The organism is Olsenella absiana (assembly GCF_036408855.1).
GTDB lineage: Bacteria > Actinomycetota > Coriobacteriia > Coriobacteriales > Atopobiaceae > Olsenella_K > Olsenella_K absiana.
Window position 1 is genome coordinate 66,265 of record NZ_JAZGJQ010000005.1, and the last position, 21,308, is coordinate 87,572.

Below are 21,308 nucleotides of genomic sequence, written 5' to 3' on the forward strand. Positions count from 1 at the left end.
CGCCCGTGCGGGGGCGCGGATTTAGGGTATAAGCATAGGCACCCGGCCCCGACTACGGCCACGGTGCACAAGAGGAGGATATACCATGGCAACCAGGGAGATTACCGCCGCGACCTTCGGCTCGATCCTCGGCTCGGCCACCCGCCCGCTGCTCGTGGACTTCTGGGCCACCTGGTGCGGGCCGTGCCGTGCCCTCGCGCCGACGGTCGACCAGATCGGCGCGGAGATGGCGGGCAGGCTCGACGTCTACAAGTGCAACGTGGACGACGAGGGCGTGCTCGCCACCAAGTTCCGGATCGTCTCCATCCCCACGCTCATCCTCTTCAAGAACGGGCAGCCGGTGAAGACGATGGTGGGCAACATGCCCAAGGAGGAGCTCGAGCGCGAGATCGAGGAGGCCCTGTAGGCCATGGCGGACGATAAGGACGACCGCTCGCGGGCCCATGGCGGACGGCCGTGGGGAGACCTCCACCCCACCCTTTCCGCGAGCTGGCACTACGTGCTCGCCGCGTGCGCCCTCGTCGCCTTCTGGGTCGTCCTCGAGCACCTCGACAGCGCCGGGCTCGCGCGCTTCGACTCCGCCGTCTACACCGAGCTTGTCTTCAGGGTGCGCCGACCCGCGCTAACCGCAGTCATGGAGCAGCTCTCCAACCTCGCGACCCCCGCGGTCCTGCTGACCGTCCTCCTCGCCATCGCCGCCTTCGCCCCCGGCAGGCGCCCGGGCCTCGCAGCTGCGATCAACCTCGCGGGCGCCCTCGCGCTGAACGTCATCCTGAAGCAGGTCGTCCAGCGCCCCAGGCCGGACGGCTTCCGACTCGTCCCGGCGTCCGGTTACAGCTTCCCCTCGGGCCACTCGATGGTCTCCATGGCCTTCTTCGGCCTGTGCATCTGGATGGTCTGGCACCACGAGCGCGACCGGCGCCTCAGGTGGGCCTGGTGCGTCCTCTTCGCCCTGATCATCGCCGGCGTGGGCGCGAGCCGCGTGTACCTGGGGGTCCACTACGCGTCCGACGTGCTCGCAGGCTTCTGCGTCTCGCTCGCGTGGCTCTCCGTCTACACCAGGCTCGTCTGTCCGCTCCTGCTGCGGGAGCCGGCCTCGGAGGGGGATCCCGACCAGGTCCGGAGGCGGCGCGGCGACCGCCACGGCGACCGAGAGGCCGAGGGCCGGCGCGACGGCGGGCGCTAGCGCCAGGCGCGCCCCTCGCTCCGCTCGGGGTCCGTGAGCCGGATGACCTCGGCGCTCAGGATGGTGCCCCTGCCGGTGCCGTCCCCCTCGTCCACCATGACGCGCACCATGGTGGGGCCCAGCTGGGTCCGCGGGTAGGTCGGGCTGCCGGGGTTCACGACCAGCACGTCGCCCGCGCGGCGCACGAACGGCCGGTGGGTGTGCCCGCAGACGGCGACGTCGCAGGTCTTGAGGTCGAGGCGCTCCTCGTAGTGGCAGATCTGCCACCTCAGGCCCGACGAGAAGACGCGCGTGACGCGCTTGACCTCGGGGCCGTAGCCAAAGTGGTAGTCGTTGTTGCCGACGCACATGGCGACGCGGGCGATGCCGCGGAGCCTCTCGTAGTCGTCCACGGAGCAGCAGTCGCCGGCGTGGAGGATGAGGTCTGCGCCCTCGAGCTCGCGGAGGAGCTCGCTGGACAGGTGGCCGTGCGTGTCGGAGATGATGTCGTATCGCATGCTGGGGGAAGGACTCACCGCTCCCTTGCGGGGTACTCGGGTCACCGGCCAGCGCGCTCCGGCCGGTGCGAACAGGCCACCGGCGCGGGGGCGCCTCGGGTGGCGTGGGCCGGGCTAGAGGCCGAGCGCGCGCTTCAGCGCGACGACGCGCCTCCTCGAGACCGAGATCTTCTTGCCCTCGATGCCGTTGATGCCCAGCTGCAGAATGCCGCCGGAGACCACCTCGACGTCCTCCACGAAGGCGAGGTTAACGATGTAGCCCCTGTGCACGCGGAAGAACCCGTGGGGCGCCAGCTTGGTCTCGAGCTTGGCGAGCGAGATCGTGGAGAGGAAACGGTCGTTGTCCGTGTAGATGCAGGAGTAGTCGTCCTTAGCCTCGATGTAGCGGATCTGGTCGACGGGGACGAGGACCTTGCGACCGCCCTTCTCCACCGGGATGCGCTCCACCGTGGAGTGGGGCGTGGCCTGCGGCTTCACATGCGACTGGACCTTGTCGAGCGCCTGGTTGAGGCGGTCCGTCTCGACCGGCTTCATCAGGTAGTCGACCGCGTCCACGCCGAAGGCCTCGACCGCGTACTCGCTGTAGGCCGTGACGAAGACGATGGCAGGGGGGTTCTTCAGCTTGTGGAGGGCCTCCGCGAGCTGCATGCCCGAGGTCTTGGGCATGGAGACGTCGAGGAACATGACGTCGACACGGTTCTCCATGAGGCGCTCGACGGCCTCCCTCGCGCTGGTGGCCTCGACGATGGTGTCCACCCTGCCCGTCTCCTCGAGCAGATAGCGCAGCTCGGAGCGAGCCGGCTCCTCGTCGTCCACGACCATTGCACGCAGCATTAAACCACCCACCAATCCGCCTTCGCAAAGGCATACGAACTCGACTAGCATACACTAACCGAGTTTTGGCGAAAGGGTGAATTGGGCGTGCGCGCCCACGGGTCCCGCCGGCGGGCATCAGGCGAGAAGGACCCCCTCGTCGAACCCCTCCTTGGGGGCCGCGCCGGCGAGGCGCAGCGTCACGCAGGTGCCCTCCCCCACCTTGGAGAGAATCTCGAGCCCCGACCCCGCGCCGAAGAAGCGCTTGAGCCTCTCGGAGACGTTCCAGAGCGCGATTCCCGCGCCCTGCCCGCCACCCAAGCCCTGCCCGCCGACCGCGGGGCGGGGCTCTGCCGCCAGCGAGTCGGCGACCTCCTGCTCCATGCCCAGCCCGTCATCCGCGACGGCGATGAGGACGTCGTCGCCGTCGAGCGCGACGTGGATGTCGATGTGCAGCGGTCCGTCGTCGCGCATGGCGTGGCGCACCGAGTTCTCGACGATCGGCTGGATGAGGAAGCCGGGCACCATCACGTCGCCGAGACCGGGCCCGACGTGCTCGGACTCGACGATGCGCGCCTCGCCGAAGCGCGCCTTCTCTATCCCGAGGTAGCGCCTGGTCTGCTCGAGCTCCTGCGAGAGCGGGATGAGCGACTCCGAGCTCTCGAGCGTGCGGCGGTAGAACACGGCGAACTGCCGCAGGAGGTCGCGCGCACGCGCCGGGTCCGTCCGGGTGAGCGAGGCTATGGTGTTCAGGGTGTTGAAGAGGAAGTGCGGGTTGATCTGCGCCTGGAGGGCCTTGACCTCCGCCTTCGCCGTGAGCTCGGCCTGCTGGTCGAGCTCGTAGGCCGTGAGCTGCGTGGAGAGGAGGTCGGCGAGGCCTCGCGCGATCCTCAGCTGCGTGCGGTCGATCTGGCGCGCCGTATGGTAGTAGAGCTTGAGGGTCCCCACGGGCTTCTCGCTCACGACGAGGGGGACGATGATGCCGGCGGGGTAGCCGTCGACCGTGTAGGAGCGCCCGCGCGCGGGGCCCTTCGCGTCCTCGCGCGCCGCGCGCTCGGTGAGGTCGCGCGAGCTGAAGGTCTCCATGCGGCCGCTCCTGAGCACCTCCTCGGTCGGGGCCGTGTTGGGCGAGCCCACGTGGGTACGGCTCACGGCGTCGCCGACGAAGGCAAGCACGGACTCCGTGTCCGTCATGGAGATGGCGCAGGCCTGGGTCTCGGGCAGGAGCAGCTGGCAGACGGCGGTGCAGTTCTCCGGCGTGAGGCCGTCGCGCATGTGCGCGAGGGTGCTCGACGCGAGGCGCAGCGTGCGCTCCGTCGCCTGCGAGCGCAGGTTGTCCGGCACCATGACGACGGAGCCGGACAGCACGATGTCTATGGCCAGGAAGGCGCCCGACACCATCGCGGCCACGAGGTTGCCAGTCGAGATGCCCCACGAGAGCAGCAGGAGCATCGAGACGGCGACCGCGACGGACACGACGAGCGCCAGGGTTCCGCTATGTTCCGTCAGTCGCGCCCTCATCTGCGCCGACGCCTCCTCTTGGGTTGGGTCGGGGTTCCGGTCTCGAGAATCGCGTCGGCAAGCGGCTCGTCTCGCCAGAGCTGCGACATCATGCCGGGCCAGTAGGTCTGGAACGAGAGGTAGCTCTCGCTCGTGCGGGCGGCCCAGCTCTTTGCCTCGCCGCGGGACTTGAGCCAGATGTCGAAGTAGCGCTGCCGCTCGGGCCCGGCGATCGAGCGCAGGAGCGACGTGACGAAGATCTTGGTGCGGACGCCGGGCGAGATCCAGGGCCCCGGGTAGGGCATGAGGGACTCCGGCGTGACCTTGTGCAGGCCGATCCGGTGGTTGGCGACGTCGATCTTCTCGCACTCGTAGGTCCAGCGGTAGACGTCCTGCATGAACCTGCCGGCCTCCGAGGTGGACGGGGGCGGCAGGTGCTTGACGGCCCACTGGTTGTCGAACCACATGTCCATGCCGTTCATGCGCAGGTTGAAGAGGTAGTCGAGGTCCTCGCCGCGCGTGATGTAGGGGTCGAAGGCGACGCGGCAGAAGGCGTCCGCATGGATCGCGAGGCAGCCGCCGCAGACGTAGTTGGACCGCGAGATCCTCGTCGACTGCTGGGCACGACGCATCCACTGGTTGAACTCCCGCTTCTTGGTCCACCAGTGGTCGCACCAGCGCTCGTTCTCCTCGTCAGCGAGGCAAGAGTCGTTGGCGTCGTAGAAGTAGCCGCTCTTGGCCGAGACGGGCAGGTCCTGACGGGTCAGCAGGCCCAGGCCGAAGACGCCGTCGACGAGGAAGTTTTCGTCGAGGGCGAGCTCGTCGTCGTCCATGAAGACCACGACGTCGTGGCCGAGGGTGGCCGCAACGACGAGGCCCATGTTGCGGATCGCGCCGTAGCCGCGCAGAGAGACGGTCTCCCCCTCGAGGTTGGGGGCGACGACGTGGAGGGCATTGATCACGTAGCCGGCCTCGCGGGGGCCGACGATGAGGGGGTTCAGGTTTGGGTGCGCCCTGCAGATGGCGTTGACGCGGGCACGGGCCGCCTCGGCGCAGGAGCTCGGGGCGACGAGCAGGACGATCACCCTGAGCACGCCCCGCACCTGCTCGAGCGACTCCAGGCAGGTCTCGAGCTCGGGGACGGGCTTGGTGATCGGCGTCGCGTGGTCGTAGGAGCCGACCAGCGTCGACCCGTCGTCCGAGTCGTTCTCTTTCCAATACGTCGGGATGACGATTGCGGGATTCAACTTGAGCTAGGCCCCTTCTGAACTCGAAAGCCCGATTCTGCCCCTGACGCTCGCTGCGCTCTTCAGGACGCGACGGCTGCGTGGACCCGTCCGCGCGGCGGTGGCGGCGGGCGCGCCCGCCTCCAGAACACATAAATATATAGCAGAGGATACACCCAACGCGATAGGAAGGGTGGGGGCGCCCCGATGCGCAGCATAGCCTACAGACGCCACGTCACGCACCTGGTGGCGCACACCATGGCAGTCGCGCTCCCGAAACGAAGGAGGGGCCGGGAGGATCTCTCCTCCCGGCCCCTCGACGAACCTCGGGACGTCTACGCCCAAGCCCCTAGGCTATGGCCTAGGCGTCGGCGTACATGTCCTTGAGCTTGAGCAGGTGCGCGTAGCGCTGCATCGCGGCCTCCTCGTTCTTGGCGAAGAGCTCCTCCGCGCGGCCCGGGAACTCGCGGGTCAGGCGCGCGTAGCGGGCCTCGTTCATCAGGAAGTCCTGATAGCCGCCCTTCGGCTCCTTGGAGTCGAGCGAGAACTTCTTGCCCTCCGGAGCGGCGGGGTTGAAGCGGAAGAGGTTCCAGTAGCCGCAGTCGACGGCGCGCTTCATCTCCTCCTGGCAGTGCATCATGCCGCCCTTCTTGATGGAGTGCATCTCGCAGGGGCTGTAGCCGATGACCAGGGACGGGCCGTCGTAGGCCTCGGCCTCGGCGATGGCCTTCAGGGTCTGCATCGGGTTGGCGCCCATGGCGACCTGCGCGACGTAGACGTAGCCGTAGGACATCTCGATCTCGGCGAGGGACTTCTTCTTGGTCTCCTTGCCGGCCGCAGCGAACTGCGCGACCTGGCCGAGGTTGGAAGCCTTGGACGCCTGGCCGCCCGTGTTGGAGTAGACCTCGGTGTCGAAGACGAAGACGTTGACGTTACGGCCGGAGGCCAGGACGTGGTCGAGGCCGCCGAAGCCGATGTCGTAGGCCCAGCCGTCGCCGCCGAAGATCCAGAAGGACTTCTTGGAGAGGTAGGACTTGTCGGCCAGGATCTTCTTGGCCACGTCGTTGTCGACGCCCTCGAGCTCCTTGGCGAACGCGGCGGACGCGTTCTGGGAGACGCCGGAGACGGTGCGGTTCTCGAGCCACGCAGTCGCGGCGTCCTGCAGCGAGGTGGGCAGGCCCTCGACCTTGAGGAGCTGCTCGGTGAGGGCGACGAGGCGCTCCTGCTCCGCCTCGTAGCCGACCTCGAAGCCGAGGCCGTGCTCGGCGTTGTCCTCGAACAGCGAGTTGTTCCACGCCGGGCCGTGGCCGCACGCGTTGGTCGTGAACGGCGAGGTGGCCGCGGGGTTGCCCCAGATGGAGGAGCAGCCGGTGGCGTTGGAGATGAACATGCGGTCACCGAAGAGCTGGGTGACGAGGCGAGCATAGCTGGTCTCGGCGCAGCCGGCGCAGGAGCCGGAGAACTCGAGCAGGGGCTTGTGGAACTGGGAGCCCTTGACGTTCTTGTCGTTGGCGAGCTCGGACTTCTCGGAGACCTTGTTCACGCCGTAGTCCCAGGCCTCGGCCTGATCGAGCTCCTCCTCGAGCGGGACCATGGTGAGGGCGCCGCCGTCCTTCGGGGTGCTCTTGGGGCAGACCGCCAGGCAGTTGTAGCAGCCCATGCAGTCAAGCGGGGAGACGGCGATGGTGAAGGTGTAGCCGGTGTCCTTCGGGACCTTGAGCTCAGTCGTCTTCATGGACGCAGGCGCCTTGGCGGCCTCCTCGGCGTTCATGACGACCGGACGGATCGTGGCGTGCGGGCAGACGTAGGCGCAGGTGTTGCACTGGATGCACTTGCTGGCGTCCCAGCGCGGGACCATGACGGCGGTGCCGCGCTTCTCGTACGCGGAGGCGCCCAGCTCCCACTGGCCGTCGGCGTTGTCCTTGAACGCGGAGACGGGCAGGGAGTCGCCGTCCATGAGGTTGATCGGGGTGAGGAGCTCCTTGACCTGCTTGACGATGGCGTCGCGGCCCTCGAGGACGACCTCCTTCCTCTCGTCGGTGGCATTGGCCCACTCGGCCGGGACGTCGAACTTGTGGAAGGCGGTGGCGCCGGCGTCGATGGCCTTCCAGTTGGCCTCGACGATGGCCTGGCCCTTCTTGGCGTAGGACTTCTCCGCGGCGTCCTTCATGTACTGCAGGGCGTCCTCGGCGGGCAGGACCTTGGCCAGCGCGAAGAAGGCGGACTGGAGCACCGTGTTGGTGCGCTTGCCCATGCCGACCTTGGCGGCCAGGTCGATGGCGTCGATCAGGTAGACGGAGATGTTGTTCTCGGCGATGTAGCGCTTGCCGGCGGCAGGCATCTTCTCCGCGAACTCCTCGTCGCTCCACTGGCAGTTGACCAGGAAGGTGCCGCCGGGCTTGACGTCGCGGACCATCTTGAAGCCCTTGACGATGTAGCTGGGGTTGTGGCATGCGACGAAGTCGGCCTTGGTCACGTAGTACGGCGAGCGGATGGGCTTGTCACCGAAGCGCAGGTGGCTGATGGTCACGCCGCCCGTCTTCTTGGAGTCGTACTGGAAGTAGGCCTGGACGTACTTGTCGGTGTGGTCGCCGATGATCTTGATCGAGTTCTTGTTGGCACCGACCGTACCGTCGCCGCCAAGGCCCCAGAACTTGCACTCGATGGTGCCCTCCGCGGCCGTGTTGGGGGCGTCGGGGTCCATCGGGAGGGACAGGTTGGTGAGGTCGTCCACGATGCCGATCGTGAACTCGCGCTTGGGCTGGTCCTTCTTGAGCTCCTCGTAGACGGAGAAGGCTGCCGCGGGCGGCTCGTCCTTGGAGCCGAGGCCGTAGCGGCCACCGACGACGACCAGGTCGGAGCGACCGGCCTCGTAGAGCGCGGAGACGACGTCCTCGTAGAGGGGCTCGCCGATGGAGCCGGGCTCCTTGGTGCGGTCGAGGACCGCGATCTTCTTGACCGTCTCGGGGAGCGCGGCCACGAAGTCCTCGACGGACCAGGGGCGATAGAGGCGCACCTTCACCAGGCCGACCTTCTCGCCGTGAGCGTTGAGGTAGTCGATGACCTCCTCGAGCGTGTCGCAGAAGGAGCCCATGCAGACGACCACGCGGTCGGCGTCGGGGGCGCCGTAGTAGTCGAACAGGTGGTAGCTGGTGCCGAGCTTGGCGTTGATCTTGTCCATGTAGCCCTGGACGACCTTCGGCAGCTCGTCGTAGACCTTGTTGCAGGCCTCGCGGTGCTGGAAGAAGATGTCGCCGTTCTCGTGGCTACCGCGGGCGGCGGGGTGCTCGGGGTTGAGCGCGTGGTCGCGGAAGGCCTGGACCGCGTCCATGTCGCACATGTCCGCGAGGTCGGCGTAGTCCCACACGGCGACCTTCTGGATCTCGTGCGAGGTGCGGAAGCCGTCGAAGAAGTTGAGGAACGGCACCTTGCCCTCGATGGCGGAGAGGTGGGCGACGGGGGCGAGGTCCATGACCTCCTGGACGTTGCCCTCGGCGAGCATGGCGAAGCCGGTCTGGCGGCAGGCCATGACGTCGGAGTGGTCACCGAAGATGTTGAGCGCCTGGGTGGCGACGGTACGCGCGGACACGTGGAAGACGCCCGGCAGCTGCTCGGCGGCGATCTTGTACATGTTCGGGATCATCAGGAGAAGGCCCTGGGACGCCGTGTAGGTGGTGGTGAGGGCGCCAGCGCCGAGCGAGCCGTGAACGGTGCCGGACGCGCCGCCCTCGGACTCCATCTCGACCACCTTGACGGGCGTGCCGAAGATGTTCTTCTTGCCCTGAGCTGCCCACTGGTCGACGTGGTCGGCCATCGGGCTGGACGGCGTGATCGGGTAGATGCCCGCCACCTCCGTAAAGGCGTACGAGACGTAGGCTGCCGCCTCGTTACCGTCCATCGACTTGAATTTTCTCGCCATATCCTCTCCTTCGAAGCGATACGGTCCACCGAGGATCCGGTGGCTATCACGAGTTCATACCCCAGTAATCGGCCGGGGCCGCCTGTGCGCCATGCTCCCCACACAGTGCTTTCCACATGATACAGCAACCACACCCCCGCAATGCAGCGGGCACCGCGCCGGGGTATCCCGGCCAGGCCTCGAGGCGAGGTCGGACGGGATGGGGCGCCGACGGGGCAGGCCGGGGCCGTCATGCCGCGCCGGCAAGGCGCCGGGAGGCTAGAGGCGCGCGGTCCTGTCGAGCAGGCGCTCGTAGCCCTGGGCGAACTTCAGCGCCCGCGCGCCGGAGGCGTCTCGGGCAGGCACGACGCCGTGCTCGTCCGAGACGAGGAAGACCTCCTCGTAGGCGGCGGGGTCGGCGGCCACCTCCTCGGCGAGGGCGTCGTCCCTCCTGACGGGGATCCCCAGCGTGCGGGCAAGGTCGCCCATCAGCGAGCCCGTGGCGGAGGCGGGGCGCTGCGGAGCCGCGCCCCACACGAGCGCATCCCCGGAGACGGCCCAGAGGGTCTCGGGGGCGACGCCGGTGCGCAGGGCCTCCACCTTGGAGGCGCGGGCGCGCTCGACGAGGGCCTCCGTCGTCGTCGACGCCAGCCCCTCGTAGGGCCCCACGCTCATCGCCGCCCGGCCCTTCTCGTCCACCACGAGCATGAGCACGCCGTCCGGATGCTCGGCCGCCCCGTCCGCGAGCGTCCACTCGATGTGCTGCTTGACCCAGGCGAGCAGCTGCGCCGAGAGGCGCGACCCCAGGACTGCGCGCTCCCCGAGGGCCCGCATGTGCCTGTTGGCCATCGGGAGCCGCGCGCCGGCGAGCCTCCACCTGCACACGAGCGCCGGCCTCCCCAGCTGGAAGCCCTCCTGCATGGCCTCGTCGACCTCTGACATACGCCCCTCCCCCGCACCGGCCCGCGCCGGCGCCCAATCGCTACGATGTCTACCATGTACTTCGGTATACCCACTCGGGGGCGCGGTCGCGCCCGAATCCAGGAGAGTCGAATGTCGAGCACAAACCAGGCCCCCTCGCCGCTGCGAGGGGGATGCGACCCGCGTCGCGACAGGGTGGACGAGCAGGGCGGAGCAAGGCTGCGCCCCTTCGAGGAGCGCGACGTCGAGGCGCTCGCGCCCCTCCTCGCCGACCTCTGGTTCCCCGACGCCCCGACCGCGCTCAAGGGCACCCTCGGCGCGGTCGAGCTCTGCCACCACCTCCTCCACCACGACTGGTCGCTCGTGGCCGAGAAGGACGGCGTCGCCGGCGGGGTCATCCTGTGCGCGAGCCGCGGGTCGGCGCCCCACTACAACCTCTGGCGCAGGCGCATCGACCTGCTCATGGCGACGCTGCCCGCGAGGGAGCGCTGGGATGCGGCGACGACGGAGGGCATCGAGGTGCTCGAGCGCGAGCAGGCGCTCTCCGACCGGATCGCCGCGAGCGGGGAGCCCTACGCCGACGCCTCCGTCGAGCTCTTCGTGACGGCACCCGCGCTCAGGGGCAGGGGTGTGGGCGGGAGGCTCTTCTCCGCCGCGATCGACCACTTCAGGGAGACGGGAGCGCGGGGCTTCTACCTCATGACCGACGACGGCTGCGACTTCGGCTTCTACGACCACGCGGGGATGCGCAGGGTCCGCACCGCGCCGCCGACCCCCACCTGCGGGATAGAGGTCTACGCCTACGCCAGCGCCCTCTTTGGGGAGGAGGGGTAGTGGCCGGGAGGGACAGCGCGCACGGCGGCCCCGTCGGGCGCTTCGCCCCGACGCCCTCCGGTCGCATGCATGCGGGCAACGTCTTCTCGGCGCTCATGGGCTGGCTCGCGGTCCGCTCCGCGGGCGGGCGCGTCGTCCTGCGGATCGAGGACCTCGACCCCCGGGCGCAGGACCGCGAGGTCGCGGGCCTGCTCGTGGACGACCTCCGCTGGCTCGGGCTCGACTGGGACGAGGGCCCCTACTTCCAGTCCGACCGGGGCGGGCTCTACCTCGAGGCGCTGCGCGAGCTCGCCCCCCACACCTACCCGTGCTTCTGCACGAGGCAGGAGCTCCATGCCGCGAGCGCGCCCCACGCCTCGGACGGCACCTACGTGTACCAGGGAACCTGTCGTGGCCTCTCGCCGAGCGAGGTCGCACGGCGCTCGCGCCTCCGCCCACCGGCCACGCGCCTGCGCGTCCCCGACGCCGAGGACCCTGCCGCCGAGGTGAGGTTTCGCGACCTCGTCTTCGGGGAGCGGCGGGAGAACCTCGCGCGCGACTGCGGGGACTTCATCGTGAGGCGCTCCGACGGGGTCATCGCCTACCAGCTGGCGGTCGTGGTGGACGACGCCCTCATGGGGGTCGACCTCGTCGTCCGCGGCAGCGACCTCCTCGGTTCGGTCGCGCGCCAGATGTACCTGCAGGACCTGCTGGGCTACTCCCATCCCCGCTACGCGCACGTGCCCCTCCTCATAACGCCCGAGGGACGTCGCCTCTCGAAGCGGGACCACGACCTCGACCTCGGCTACCTCCGCTCGCGCCTCGCCGGCCCCGAGCCGCTGATCGGCTGGCTCGCGTCCCTCGTGTCGCTCGCGGAGCCTGGCGAGGCCCTCTCGGCCGAGGCCCTTGTCGGCCGCTTCTCCTGGGACGCGCTGCGCGCCCACCCAGAGGACGTCGTCGTGGGCGACCTTCCGCAGATGTTGAAGTTGTGACTTTGTCCTCACTGGGGTATGATGCTCAAGCATGTTGATTGGAGAGCTGACCGAGAGGCCGAAGGTGCTCGCCTGCTAAGCGAGTATAGGACCAAATCCTATCTGGGGTTCGAATCCCCAGCTCTCCGCCAGTAAATGCACCCGCCGGACCGTCAGGTCGGGCGGGTTTTTCCTTATCTTGGGCGCTATGCCCAGTCCGGGACCCTGACCGCCGGCGACCCCGGACCAAAGAGGTCCGTTCCGTCGAGCGCGGCCTCGTCGTAGGGAATCCCCGCAAGCCTCATCAGCGTGGGCGCCTCGTCGACGAGGCGCGCCCCGACGTAACGACCAGGCTCGACGCCCGGGCCAGCCACGACGAAGGGTGGGCGGGGCCCGCGCGATGGCAGGTGCCCGTGGGTGGAGACCGCGTAGCGGTAGTCCTCGCTGCCCGAGGCACACACGAGCTCGCCCGTGCAGTCCGCGCCGAAGGCGTGGTTGGGAGCCGCCTCCATCATGAGGGCGAAGTCGCCCCCGGCGTGGTAGAGGCGGCGCGCCTCCTCGCGGGTGAGGACGCTGGTCACGAGCCCGTCCTCCACCAGGGGCGCGAGGGCCGCCCTCGCCTCCTCGAGCGCCCGGCCGTCCCGCGCGAAGAGCTGTGCGCTCACGCCGGCGCTCTGGACGTAGGCCCGCCATGAGCCTGGCACTCCGCCTGCGTCCAAGTCGATGAGGCCCGCCCGGGCGAGAAGGACGTTGGGGCAGATCTTGTAGTCCACGCGCAGGTGCCCGTGGTCACCGAGGATCACGAAGACGGTGTCGTCGAGGGTGCCTGCGCGGCGCATGGACTCGATGCAGCGTTGCACGAGGGAGTCGTGGAACCTGAGGGCGTCCTGGACCTGGGGGGAGTCCACGCCGCAGGAGTGACGCACGTGGTCGAGGTGGGCCTGGTGCGTGAGCAGCACGTCCGGCCTGCATCCCTCGATGACCTCCTCGCAGCAGGCCACGTCGAACTCGTCGAGGTAGGGCGTCGCGTTGTTGACCAAGAGGTCCTTGTGCCGCTCGTAGAGGGAGAAGCCGGCGGGCGAGCACCCCCGCCGGTAGACCTCGTCCAGAGCCTGGGGCAAGAGCTCGTCCCGCATCATCTGGGGGTCGCAGACCCAGACCTCGGGCACGTTCACGTCTATCGCGTCCGCCGCGGCCGTAACCGGCCATCCGACCGAGGCGCAGGTCCTCCCCGCCCTCTTGGCCCAGTCGAAGATGGTGGGGGCGCGTAGGCTCCCGTAGTCCCAGTACCACACCCGGTCGCCCGTAGCGGGATCGAGCAGCTGGTTGTGCGGCACCCCATGTCGGTCGGGCCAGCATCCGGTCATGATGCTCGCGTGGCATACGTAGGTCAGCGTCGGATAGACGGCGTACACGTCCTCGAACATGGCGGCCCGCTCGAGCACCTGTGAGAAGCCTGGCAGCCTCCGTACGTCCGTGAGGTTGCTCGTGAAGAGCGCGTCGACGCTCATGACAAATAGCCTGTGCATGTTCCCTCCGCTCCCATCTTACGCAATTGGGGGTTCCCCCTCGCGCGACTGGACCTCAGCTGCTCTGACGCCCCCTTCTACCTCACGTTTTTCTCTATCCCTCAAATTTTTCTCAAAAAGGAGAAAAAAGTCCTTGACTCATCCAGGCCCGACTGGCATAGTAAATAGCCGCAAGCGGCCTTACCTCAGCTGGATAGAGGAACTGACTACGAATCAGTCTGTCGCGGGTTCGAATCCCTCAGGCCGCACCAGAACTTCGAAGGAGCCCCGAAAGGGGCTCCTTTTTTATCAAAAGACCAAAGAGGCACCCGCCCCCCAGCTAGACTAGCCTCAGGTGGCCCTCCTCCCCTCCGAAGCCGTTGACCGCATGGTATGAGACGCCGGCGCCCCTGCAGTCATTGAGGTAGCCGTAGCGCACGCCCTCCCGGTCGAGCAGGTCCATGAGATCGCTCAGGAAGAACCCTGTCGCCCCGAACCAGATACGCAACTGGCAGACCAGGTCCCCTGCGTCCTCGGGCGAGTCCGCCGCGCCGAGAAGGCGGGCGCACCTCTCGTAGTCTCTCTCGGCGAGGGTTATCTGGTGGAAGTGGGCGTCCGTCCCGAAGACACACATCGTCAGCTCGCCTCGTGTAATCTCCCCGACGCCAAGGCCGCCGGGCTCCTCGAAGCCAAAGACCCTCCTCGTCTCGTCCCCGTCATCGACCTCCAAGAGCGTGTAGCCCTTGTGCTCCTGCGGATAGCCTCCCATGATTGCCTCCCATCCCCTGTGATGGGAACAATTGTACTACTCCATGAGCGCTATGGGAACACCTGTTCTTGTCTTTTCTAGAATCGAGAATGGGGTGACCGCTCAGAGATGGACAGACCGTGAATTAAAATTGGGGCTTGCGCGCGGACGAGTCTTTGGTAAAGTATCTACCGCACCAACTGATTGGGGAATTAGCTCAGCTGGGAGAGCGCATGACTGGCAGTCATGAGGTCAGGGGTTCGAATCCCCTATTCTCCACCATGAATCTTCGGCCCGGGTATCCGGGCCTTTTTCTTTAGACAAGAAGTAGTCGCGACGCCGATGCCTGTGCGGACCCCGCCGGGAGGGCCTCCCTCGCGCGTCGGCGGCGGCGCCTGCCAGCGCGTAACGGCTCGAGGGGGAGGCCCGGCTCGACGCCAGGCCTCCCCCTCGCTCTTCTCGCGCTGCCTTGCGATAGCGGTTCCGCTACGCGATGGGCTTGATGACCTCCATGCCGCGCATGTAGGGGCGCAGGACCTCGGGCACCGTGATGGAGCCGTCGGGGTTCTGGTAGTTCTCCATGATCGCGGCCATGGTGCGACCGACCGCGAGGCCGGAGCCATTCAGGGTGTGCACGAGGCGCGTGCCCTTGAACTCCTTGGGGTCCTTGTAGCGGATGTTCGCACGACGCGCCTGGAAGTCCCAGCAGTTGGAGCAGGAGGAGATCTCCTTGTAGGCGTTGTAGCTCGGCAGCCAGACCTCGAGGTCATAGCACTTGGTGGCGGAGAAGCCGATGTCGCCGGTGCAGAGCGTGACGACGTGGTACGGGAGCTTGAGGAGCTGGAGCATGCGCTCGGCCTCGGCGACCATGGACTCGAGCTGGTTCATGGAGTCCTCGGGCTTGGCGAACTTGACCATCTCGACCTTGTCGAACTCGTGCACGCGGATGATGCCGCGCGTGTCGCGTCCCGCGGAGCCGGCCTCCTCGCGAAAGCAGGGCGTGAACGCCGTGTACCACAGGGGCAGGTCGTCACCGGAGAGGATCTCGTCACGATGGATGTTGGTGAGCATGACCTCGGCCGTCGGGATGAGGTACATGCCGCCGCTCACGTGATAGAGGTCCTCGTCGAACTTGGGCAGCTGGCCGGTGCCGAAAAGGCTGTCGTAGTTGGTGATGACGGGAGGCCACCACTCCTTGAAGCCGGCCTTGACGTGCTCGTCGACGAAGAAGTTGATAAGGGCGCGCTCCATCAGGGCACCAGCGCCCCCGAGCAGGTAGAAGCGGGTACCGGCAAGCTTGATGCCACGCTCGAAGTCGATCATGCCGGTCGCGGGGCCGAGGTCCCAGTGGGCCTTGGGCTCGAAGTCGAACGTCGTGGGCTCGCCCCAGCGGCGCACCTCGGGGTTGTCGGAGTCGTCCTTGCCGTAGGGCACGGACTCGTGCGGGATGTTGGGGATGGCGGCGACGAGGTCGAAGAGCTCCTTCTCGACGGCACCGCGCTTCTCGTTGAGCTCGTCCATGCGGTCCTTGTTGGCCTTGACCTTGGCCTTTGCGGCCTCGGCCTCGTCCTTCTTGCCCTCGCGCATGAGCTGGCCGATCTGCTTGGAGACGGCGTTGCGCTCCGCCTGGATCTTCTCCACCTCGACGATGACGGTGCGGCGCTCCTCGTCGAGCTCGAAGAACCTCTCACGGTCCCAGTGCGCGTTCTGGCGCGACGCGCAGGACTTGTCCACGACGTCGGGATTCTCTCGTACAAACTTAATGTCGAGCATAAGCTCCCCTTCTCGGCGGGGGTGCGGCTTTCACGCACCTTGTGATAGCACCGTCTTGGTTCCGTTACACTTGATGACCAAGTATATACTTGGCGAGGTTCCGCTAGGTTACATAACGAAAGGCGCACGTATGAGCGCAGCATCTGGATTCATGGACTGGCTGTTTGGCACCCGACCCGGCGTCGCGTGCCTCGTCGTGGGTGGAATCATCCTCTTCCTCATCATCGCCGTCGTCCTCGAGCGCAAGACGCGCCGCGAGTTCTACAACCACGAGAAGTCCGAGGACGACTGGGACCTGTTCGACGATGACGACGAGAGCGGCTGGTCGGACTTCGACGAGGACAACCACTAGGACGAGGGCCTCGCGCGGCCTTCCACTTACATCCACTTACATACATAGCCACCCGCCCGGGCGCGGGCATAGGGAGAGGGCGAGGCGGCAGTCCCGCCCTCTCCCCTTTCCCGACTCGTACCTGCGGTTTGCGACCGATTTGCGCCTGGCCTGCACCGAGAGAGGGGCCTGCCTTGGGCGTAAGCCGCGCAACGGAAGAGCCGTCCATAAGAAGAGCACCTCCGGAGGCCAAGCCTACGGAGGTGCTCATACTTTGCAATGGTGCGGGCGAAAGGACTTGAACCTTCATGAGATTGCTCTCATACGGACCTGAACCGTACGCGTCTGCCAATTCCGCCACGCCCGCGTGAGCACATATCCTACTACTACCGCTGGGGAAAGTGCAAGGACAATCTTAGGACATTCTTTTTCTGTACAATGGCGTCTCCAATGGCCCCTCCAGGGGAGCCCTTCGGAGGGCCATCGCGAGACGCCGGCCGCTCGGACGCCGGCGCGACCGAGGGAGCCGTCGTGCGCAACGCAGCGAGAACAGACCCGGACACGCGGACCTCTGGAGCCTTCGCCCCGGACGCCGCCCCCACCGCGCCGGTAGGGGGCGCGGGGGCGGCGCGCATGCTCCTCGGACGCTACCGCATCCTCTCGACCAACGACGAGGGCGGCTTCGGCACCGTGAGCACCTGCTGGGACACGCGCCTGCAACGCCGCGTAGCCATCAAGCGCATGCCCCTGACCGTCTCCGAGGGCGCCGTGCCCTCCTCCACCCTCGAGGAGGCCCTCGGCGAGGCCAGGACCTCGAGCATGCTCTCCCACCCCAACATCGTCACCGTCTACGATTTCGAGACGGACGCGCAGAGCTCCTACCTCGTGATGGAGTACGTGGACGGCCTGGACCTCCAGGAGCTCCTCGCGCGCGTGGAGGGGGGCGTCCTCACCTTCGACGAGTGCGCCCACGTGCTGGAGAGCGTGGGGTCGGCCCTCGAGTTCGCACACGAGAACGGCGTCCTTCACCTCGACATCAAGCCGGCCAACATCATGATCTCGCGCGACGGCACCGTGAAGCTCGCCGACTTCGGCATGGCGTCACTCGCCTCGGCCGCCGGCTTCGAGGGCGCCCGCGGCGGCACCGTGGGGTACATGCCCCCCGAGCAGATCTGTGGCGACTACGTGGACGAGCGCACCGACGTCTTCTCCCTCGCGGTCGTCGCCTGGCAGGCCCTCACCGGCAGCTGCCCCTATGCCGCCGCCACTCCGGAGCGCTCGCTCGAGAAGATTCGGCGCGGACCCACGCCGTCGCTCTCCCACGTGGAGCCGGAGCTCGCCGGCGTCGTGGAGAGCACCCTGCTCAGGGCCTTGGACCCCAGCCCCGCCGCTCGCATGTCCTCCGTTGCGGAGCTCGTGGGAGGCGTCGTGCGCGCGCTCGGGGACGCACGGGAGGGCAAGGAGTCGCTCGCCTGGCTCATCTCGCAGTCCGGCGAGGAGGAGGGGCCGGCCTCGTCGCCGGACGGTGGCCAGCTCACGCCCTGGGAGCGCTTCCCCTGGCTCGAGGGCGCGCTCGTGCGCGCGGCCGCGGCCCTGCCGACCGCCGCCGTCCTGTGGCGGACGCTGCCTCGGGCCTTCTCCCTCGACGGCGGCGCTCTCGCCGCCTGCTGCGGCGCCGGTGCCGCCGCGACGGCCGCCCTCCCCGTGCTCGGCGTCCCCCTCGCGACCGTCTCGAGCCTGCTCGCGATCGCCTCCGGGGCGACGGCGGACGTCTTCCCCCTCGCCCTCCTGCTCGCGCTGGCCGCACTGCTCTGGTGGGTCTCCATAGGCCGCCGTCAGCGCCTCGGCGCCTTCGCCCTGCTCGCCCCCTTGGTCCTCGGCTCGCCCGAGGCCGCGGTCCCGGCGGCCGGGGGCACCCTTCCGCCCGCCTCGGCGCTCGGGACGGCCGTGGCGGCCTGGCTCCTCGAGCGGGGGTCCGAGCTCGTCGGCACCTGGGGGCTCGACGCCCGGGGCCTGCTCGCGGGCGTCGTCGCCGCCGCCGGCGACCCCGGCAGCTGGGCCTCGCTCGCCGGCGTCGCCGCGGCCTCGTGGGTCTGCTCCCTGCTGGTCGCGCGCGGCACCAGGGCGAGCTGCATCGCCGGCTACGCGCTCTCCGCGCTCGTCTTAGCATCGTTTCAGTTTGCATGGGCTCAGATGGAGAATATCGCCAACCCAGGCGCTGGCGATCTGCCCTCATTTGGCGTTGCGGTAGTCTTAGGAGTGATTATGTGTGTCACGACCGTCCTTCACGGCCCCGGTGGCGACGCGGAAGGTGATGAGCGAGCATGAACGTCCTGGACATATTCGAGGAGCGCATCGGTTCTATCTTCGGCGCGGGCGGCGGAGTCAAGTCCGAGCCCTTCTCCTTCAAGAAGCTTGCGAAGAAGGCCGTCCGCGAGATGGAGGACGAGACCTTCGTCATCGACGGCATCGACACGGCACCTGCGCTCTACACGGTCCTCGTCTCGACCGCCGATGACGAGAACATGCGCATGCTCTACCCGCAAATCACCGAGGAGATCTCCTCCCTGGTCGAGGCCCAGGCCAAGAAGCGCGCCTACACCTTCGTCGGCAAGCCCCTCGTGAGGTTCATGGTCGACCCGAGCCTCAAGCAAGGCCGCTTCGCCGTCTTCGCTGAGAACGTGGACCCGCGCACGCTCGCCCGCCTGCGCGCCGAGGAGAGCGCCTACCTCAACGTGGCCCCCACCCCTGCCCCCACCCCCACCGCGCAGGCCCCCGGCGCGGGCGCGGCGCCCGTCCCCAGCCCGGAGGCGGGACCCGCGGACGCGGGCCTCGGCAGCAGCTCGGCTGGCCTCGAGGTCATGCCCGACTCCGCGATCGACGACGTGGTGGACGAGGCGCTCCTGCGCCGCGAGGGCTCGGACGACGCCGAGGAGGCATCCTCCCCCGCCACGCCCGCGAGCGTCGAGCTCGCAGGGTCCACCTCGGACGCCACGGTCCCCGTGTCCACGACCGACGTCCACGAGGTCATCGCCCCCACCTCCCTCACGAGGCCCGCGACCTGCCGCCTCATCGACCAGGAGACCGGGCGCAGCTACCCCGTCACCACGCAGCGCACCGCCATCGGCCGCGAGCGCGTGCCCGGCGGGATCGTCCTGCACGACCCCAACGTGTCGCGTCGCCACGCCGAGATCGTCTACGACAACGGCGAGTGGGTCATCCACGACCTCAAGTCCACCAACGGAACCCTGGTCAACGACATCGACGTGGAGGCGTGCTCGCTGAGGGACGGTGACGTCATCACGATCGGCCTCGTGAACCTCACGTTCAAGGAGGACTAGCATGATCGACCTCGTTCTCTTCGCGGGTCGCATCCTCCTCGTCGTCGTCCTGTACCTCTTCCTGTACGCCGCGATGCGCACGGGCATCGGCCTCGTGCGCGGCCAGCGCCGCGACGCGGCGATCTGGTCGGTCGACGTCGAGAAGGGCTCGCGCCAGCTGCGCGGCCTGCACGTCGACATCCTCGGCCCCGTCGTCATCGGGCGCGCGCCCTCTTCGGACATCGTCATCGACGAGCCGTTCGTCTCGGCCACCCACGCCCGCTTCACCCTGCAGGGCCCGGCGCTCGTCCTCGAGGACCTCGGCTCCACCAACGGCACCCTGGTGAACGGGCACGGCATCACCCAGCCCGTCACCCTCCGCGAGGGCGACGAGGTCCAGGTAGGCGACACCATCATGCGAGTGAGCCGCCGATGAGCGACGACGCACCCACCCTCGACGAGGAGCAGTCGGCCGAGCCGGTCAACGCCCCGGGAAGAAACGAGATGCCGGTGGTCAACCGCGCGGGCGCCTCGACCTCCACGGGTTGCTCCGACGCCCTCTCCTGGGGGGCGCGCTCGGACGTGGGCCTCGTGCGCGGCCAGAACGAGGACTCCTTCCTCGTGCGCGCGCCGCTGTTCTGCGTGTGCGACGGCATGGGCGGCCACGCGGCGGGCGAGGTCGCGAGCAAGATCGCGGTCGACACGATCGGGGCCATGGCGCCCGAGCACGCCGACGACATCGCGCTCGGCGCCGCCGTGGAGTCGGCCAACGCCGCCGTCCTCATGAGCGCGGACCGGGGTCAGGGCAAGCCCGGCATGGGCTCCACCGCCACCTGCGTCATCATCGAGAAGAACAAGATGGCGATCGCCCACGTCGGCGACTCGCGCGTCTACCTCCTGCACGCGGGCACCCTCGTACGCCTGACGCACGACCACTCCTACGTGGAGGAGCTCGTGGACGCCGGTGAGATAACGGCCGACGAGGCGCGCACGCACCCGTCGCGCTCGATCATCACCCGCGCGCTCGGCTCGGACCCGGACATGTACGCGGACCACTTCCTGCTCGACGTGACCGCGGGCGACCGCGTCGTGATCTGCTCCGACGGCCTCTCGAGCATGGTGGCCGACAAGGACCTCGAGTCCGTGGCCATCTCCAGCGTGACGCCCCAGGCCGCCGCCGACAACCTCGTCTCCGCCGCCCTCACGGCGGGCGGCCACGACAACGTCACCGTCGTGGTCGTCGACGTCCTCGACGACGGGCTCGCCGAGGTCCATCGCAAGATCCGTCGCAGGAGCGTCGCCGTGTGGGTCGCGATTGCCCTCGTGGCGCTCGCGACGATCGCCGGGGGCATCGGGGCCATCATCCGCAACGACTGGTACGTCGGGGACAACGGCGGCACGGTCGGCGTGTACCGAGGCATCAACGACGAGCTGTTCGGCATCTCGCTCAACGAGCTCGTCGAGACCTCGTCGGTCGAGGTGAGCGACCTGCCCGTCGCCATCCAAGACCAGCTCAAGGGCGGCATTCACGTCTCCTCCGAGCAGGAGGCGCACGTGACCGTCGAGCGCTACCGCGACCAGATCGACCAGGAGAAGACCAAGGCGGCCCAGGCGGCCGCCGAGACGCAGAGCGCCTCCGGCTCCGCGGGCGCCCAGACCGCGGGCGCCGGGGACACCCCGTCGGCCCCGGCAGAGGACGGCTCGGCGACGCCGGCGGAGGCAGCGCAGACGGCGGAGGGGCAGGCGGTCGCGAAGGCCGACACCCAGAGCGGGGCAGAGGACCAGACGGAGGGCAGGTGATCA

General features: G+C 68.2%; 18 protein-coding genes and 4 tRNA genes. 12 read left to right on the forward strand and 10 right to left on the reverse strand.

Annotation, left to right across the window (positions count from 1 at the left end; all coding sequences use genetic code 11):
• Positions 1 to 85 precede the first annotated feature (85 nt).
• A complete protein-coding gene (gene trxA, locus VXJ25_RS05910; RefSeq protein ID WP_330958291.1) occupies positions 86 to 406 on the forward strand; it encodes a thioredoxin in 321 nt (106 codons plus the stop codon).
• A gap of 3 nt (positions 407 to 409) precedes the next feature.
• The gene (locus VXJ25_RS05915) at positions 410 to 1,186 is read left to right on the forward strand and encodes a phosphatase PAP2 family protein (protein ID WP_330958292.1); all 777 of its coding nucleotides are present in this window, start codon (positions 410 to 412) and stop codon (positions 1,184 to 1,186) included.
• Here VXJ25_RS05915 and VXJ25_RS05920 read toward each other — a convergent pair.
• The 6 genes from VXJ25_RS05920 to VXJ25_RS05945 all read right to left on the reverse strand — a co-directional run bounded on the left by VXJ25_RS05920 (position 1,183) and on the right by VXJ25_RS05945 (position 10,062).
• The gene (locus VXJ25_RS05920) at positions 1,183 to 1,683 is read right to left on the reverse strand and encodes a metallophosphoesterase family protein (protein WP_330958293.1); all 501 of its coding nucleotides are present in this window, start codon (positions 1,681 to 1,683) and stop codon (positions 1,183 to 1,185) included. The two genes, VXJ25_RS05915 and VXJ25_RS05920, sit on opposite strands and share 4 nt — an antisense overlap.
• A gap of 114 nt (positions 1,684 to 1,797) precedes the next feature.
• The gene (locus VXJ25_RS05925) at positions 1,798 to 2,517 is read right to left on the reverse strand and encodes a LytR/AlgR family response regulator transcription factor (RefSeq protein ID WP_330958294.1); all 720 of its coding nucleotides are present in this window, start codon (positions 2,515 to 2,517) and stop codon (positions 1,798 to 1,800) included.
• A gap of 117 nt (positions 2,518 to 2,634) precedes the next feature.
• Positions 2,635 to 4,017: a GAF domain-containing sensor histidine kinase gene (locus VXJ25_RS05930; RefSeq protein WP_330958295.1), complete on the reverse strand. Its 1,383-nt coding sequence runs from the start codon at positions 4,015 to 4,017 to the stop codon at positions 2,635 to 2,637.
• Positions 4,014 to 5,243 carry a hypothetical protein gene (locus VXJ25_RS05935; RefSeq protein WP_330958296.1) on the reverse strand — a complete coding sequence of 410 codons (1,230 nt, stop codon included), beginning with the start codon at positions 5,241 to 5,243 and terminating at the stop codon, positions 4,014 to 4,016. Before VXJ25_RS05935 ends, VXJ25_RS05930 begins: the two co-directional genes overlap by 4 nt.
• A gap of 340 nt (positions 5,244 to 5,583) precedes the next feature.
• Positions 5,584 to 9,141 (reverse strand): pyruvate:ferredoxin (flavodoxin) oxidoreductase, encoded by a 3,558-nt coding sequence (gene nifJ, locus VXJ25_RS05940; protein WP_330958297.1) that lies wholly within the window; start codon positions 9,139 to 9,141, stop codon positions 5,584 to 5,586.
• Positions 9,142 to 9,399: 258 nt separating this feature from the next.
• Positions 9,400 to 10,062: a hypothetical protein gene (locus tag VXJ25_RS05945; protein WP_330958298.1), complete on the reverse strand. Its 663-nt coding sequence runs from the start codon at positions 10,060 to 10,062 to the stop codon at positions 9,400 to 9,402.
• A 111-nt stretch (positions 10,063 to 10,173) separates the two neighbouring features.
• Between VXJ25_RS05945 and VXJ25_RS05950 the strand changes: the two genes are divergently transcribed.
• From VXJ25_RS05950 to VXJ25_RS05960, 3 genes are all read left to right on the forward strand, one after another.
• On the forward strand, positions 10,174 to 10,875 hold the full coding sequence (locus tag VXJ25_RS05950; protein ID WP_330958299.1) for a GNAT family N-acetyltransferase: 702 nt from the start codon (positions 10,174 to 10,176) through the stop codon (positions 10,873 to 10,875).
• Positions 10,875 to 11,846: a tRNA glutamyl-Q(34) synthetase GluQRS gene (gene gluQRS, locus VXJ25_RS05955; RefSeq protein WP_330958300.1), complete on the forward strand. Its 972-nt coding sequence runs from the start codon at positions 10,875 to 10,877 to the stop codon at positions 11,844 to 11,846. The genes VXJ25_RS05950 and gluQRS overlap by 1 nt, the downstream gene beginning before the upstream one ends.
• A 40-nt stretch (positions 11,847 to 11,886) precedes the next feature.
• Positions 11,887 to 11,977, forward strand: a tRNA-Ser gene (locus VXJ25_RS05960).
• A gap of 54 nt (positions 11,978 to 12,031) precedes the next feature.
• Here the strand turns inward: VXJ25_RS05960 and VXJ25_RS05965 are convergent.
• A complete protein-coding gene (locus tag VXJ25_RS05965; protein WP_330958301.1) occupies positions 12,032 to 13,354 on the reverse strand; it encodes an alkaline phosphatase family protein in 1,323 nt (440 codons plus the stop codon).
• 174 nt (positions 13,355 to 13,528) lie between these two features.
• On the opposite strand from VXJ25_RS05965, the gene VXJ25_RS05970 reads away from it, so the two are divergent.
• Positions 13,529 to 13,605: transfer RNA gene (locus VXJ25_RS05970), tRNA-Arg, on the forward strand.
• A gap of 68 nt (positions 13,606 to 13,673) precedes the next feature.
• On the opposite strand, the gene VXJ25_RS05975 is transcribed toward VXJ25_RS05970, so the two are convergent.
• A complete protein-coding gene (locus tag VXJ25_RS05975; protein ID WP_330958302.1) occupies positions 13,674 to 14,102 on the reverse strand; it encodes a hypothetical protein in 429 nt (142 codons plus the stop codon).
• Between the two features lie 185 nt (positions 14,103 to 14,287).
• Here VXJ25_RS05975 and VXJ25_RS05980 point away from each other — a divergent pair.
• Positions 14,288 to 14,363 (forward strand) — tRNA-Ala (locus tag VXJ25_RS05980).
• Between the two features lie 204 nt (positions 14,364 to 14,567).
• On the opposite strand, the gene serS is transcribed toward VXJ25_RS05980, so the two are convergent.
• Positions 14,568 to 15,854 carry a serine--tRNA ligase gene (gene serS / locus VXJ25_RS05985; RefSeq protein ID WP_330958303.1) on the reverse strand — a complete coding sequence of 429 codons (1,287 nt, stop codon included), beginning with the start codon at positions 15,852 to 15,854 and terminating at the stop codon, positions 14,568 to 14,570.
• Between the two features lie 130 nt (positions 15,855 to 15,984).
• Here serS and VXJ25_RS05990 point away from each other — a divergent pair, with 130 nt between their 5' ends.
• Entirely contained in the window at positions 15,985 to 16,206 is a 222-nt protein-coding gene (locus VXJ25_RS05990) for a DUF6724 family protein (RefSeq protein ID WP_330958304.1), read from the forward strand.
• 259 nt (positions 16,207 to 16,465) lie between these two features.
• On the opposite strand, the gene VXJ25_RS05995 is transcribed toward VXJ25_RS05990, so the two are convergent.
• Positions 16,466 to 16,552 (reverse strand) — tRNA-Leu (locus VXJ25_RS05995).
• 266 nt (positions 16,553 to 16,818) lie between these two features.
• Between VXJ25_RS05995 and VXJ25_RS06000 the strand changes: the two genes are divergently transcribed.
• From VXJ25_RS06000 to VXJ25_RS06015, 4 genes are read left to right on the forward strand one after another with little or no spacing between them, the layout of a single operon-like run.
• The gene (locus tag VXJ25_RS06000) at positions 16,819 to 18,513 is read left to right on the forward strand and encodes a serine/threonine-protein kinase (RefSeq protein WP_330958305.1); all 1,695 of its coding nucleotides are present in this window, start codon (positions 16,819 to 16,821) and stop codon (positions 18,511 to 18,513) included.
• The gene (locus VXJ25_RS06005; RefSeq protein ID WP_330958306.1) at positions 18,510 to 19,526 is read left to right on the forward strand and encodes a DUF3662 and FHA domain-containing protein; all 1,017 of its coding nucleotides are present in this window, start codon (positions 18,510 to 18,512) and stop codon (positions 19,524 to 19,526) included. Before VXJ25_RS06000 ends, VXJ25_RS06005 begins: the two co-directional genes overlap by 4 nt.
• A gap of 1 nt (position 19,527) precedes the next feature.
• Complete coding sequence (locus VXJ25_RS06010; RefSeq protein WP_330958307.1) at positions 19,528 to 19,941, forward strand: FHA domain-containing protein; 414 nt, start codon at positions 19,528 to 19,530, stop codon at positions 19,939 to 19,941.
• Complete coding sequence (locus tag VXJ25_RS06015) at positions 19,938 to 21,305, forward strand: Stp1/IreP family PP2C-type Ser/Thr phosphatase (RefSeq protein ID WP_330958308.1); 1,368 nt, start codon at positions 19,938 to 19,940, stop codon at positions 21,303 to 21,305. The genes VXJ25_RS06010 and VXJ25_RS06015 overlap by 4 nt, the downstream gene beginning before the upstream one ends.
• Positions 21,306 to 21,308: the final 3 nt, after the last annotated feature.

Bases quoted from the DNA above. Each gene is read 5' to 3' on its own strand.
- trxA (WP_330958291.1), top strand. From the start codon at position 86: ATGGCAACCAGGGAGATTACCGCCGCGACCTTCGGCTCGATCCTCGGC.
- VXJ25_RS05915 (WP_330958292.1), top strand. From the start codon at position 410: ATGGCGGACGATAAGGACGACCGCTCGCGGGCCCATGGCGGACGGCCG.
- VXJ25_RS05920 (WP_330958293.1), bottom strand. From the start codon at position 1,683: ATGCGATACGACATCATCTCCGACACGCACGGCCACCTGTCCAGCGAG.
- VXJ25_RS05925 (WP_330958294.1), bottom strand. From the start codon at position 2,517: ATGCTGCGTGCAATGGTCGTGGACGACGAGGAGCCGGCTCGCTCCGAG.
- VXJ25_RS05930 (WP_330958295.1), bottom strand. From the start codon at position 4,017: ATGAGGGCGCGACTGACGGAACATAGCGGAACCCTGGCGCTCGTCGTG.
- nifJ (WP_330958297.1), bottom strand. From the start codon at position 9,141: ATGGCGAGAAAATTCAAGTCGATGGACGGTAACGAGGCGGCAGCCTAC.
- VXJ25_RS05945 (WP_330958298.1), bottom strand. From the start codon at position 10,062: ATGTCAGAGGTCGACGAGGCCATGCAGGAGGGCTTCCAGCTGGGGAGG.
- VXJ25_RS05950 (WP_330958299.1), top strand. From the start codon at position 10,174: ATGTCGAGCACAAACCAGGCCCCCTCGCCGCTGCGAGGGGGATGCGAC.
- VXJ25_RS05965 (WP_330958301.1), bottom strand. From the start codon at position 13,354: ATGCACAGGCTATTTGTCATGAGCGTCGACGCGCTCTTCACGAGCAAC.
- VXJ25_RS05975 (WP_330958302.1), bottom strand. From the start codon at position 14,102: ATGGGAGGCTATCCGCAGGAGCACAAGGGCTACACGCTCTTGGAGGTC.
- serS (WP_330958303.1), bottom strand. From the start codon at position 15,854: ATGCTCGACATTAAGTTTGTACGAGAGAATCCCGACGTCGTGGACAAG.
- VXJ25_RS05990 (WP_330958304.1), top strand. From the start codon at position 15,985: ATGAGCGCAGCATCTGGATTCATGGACTGGCTGTTTGGCACCCGACCC.
- VXJ25_RS06000 (WP_330958305.1), top strand. From the start codon at position 16,819: ATGCTCCTCGGACGCTACCGCATCCTCTCGACCAACGACGAGGGCGGC.
- VXJ25_RS06005 (WP_330958306.1), top strand. From the start codon at position 18,510: ATGAACGTCCTGGACATATTCGAGGAGCGCATCGGTTCTATCTTCGGC.
- VXJ25_RS06010 (WP_330958307.1), top strand. From the start codon at position 19,528: ATGATCGACCTCGTTCTCTTCGCGGGTCGCATCCTCCTCGTCGTCGTC.
- VXJ25_RS06015 (WP_330958308.1), top strand. From the start codon at position 19,938: ATGAGCGACGACGCACCCACCCTCGACGAGGAGCAGTCGGCCGAGCCG.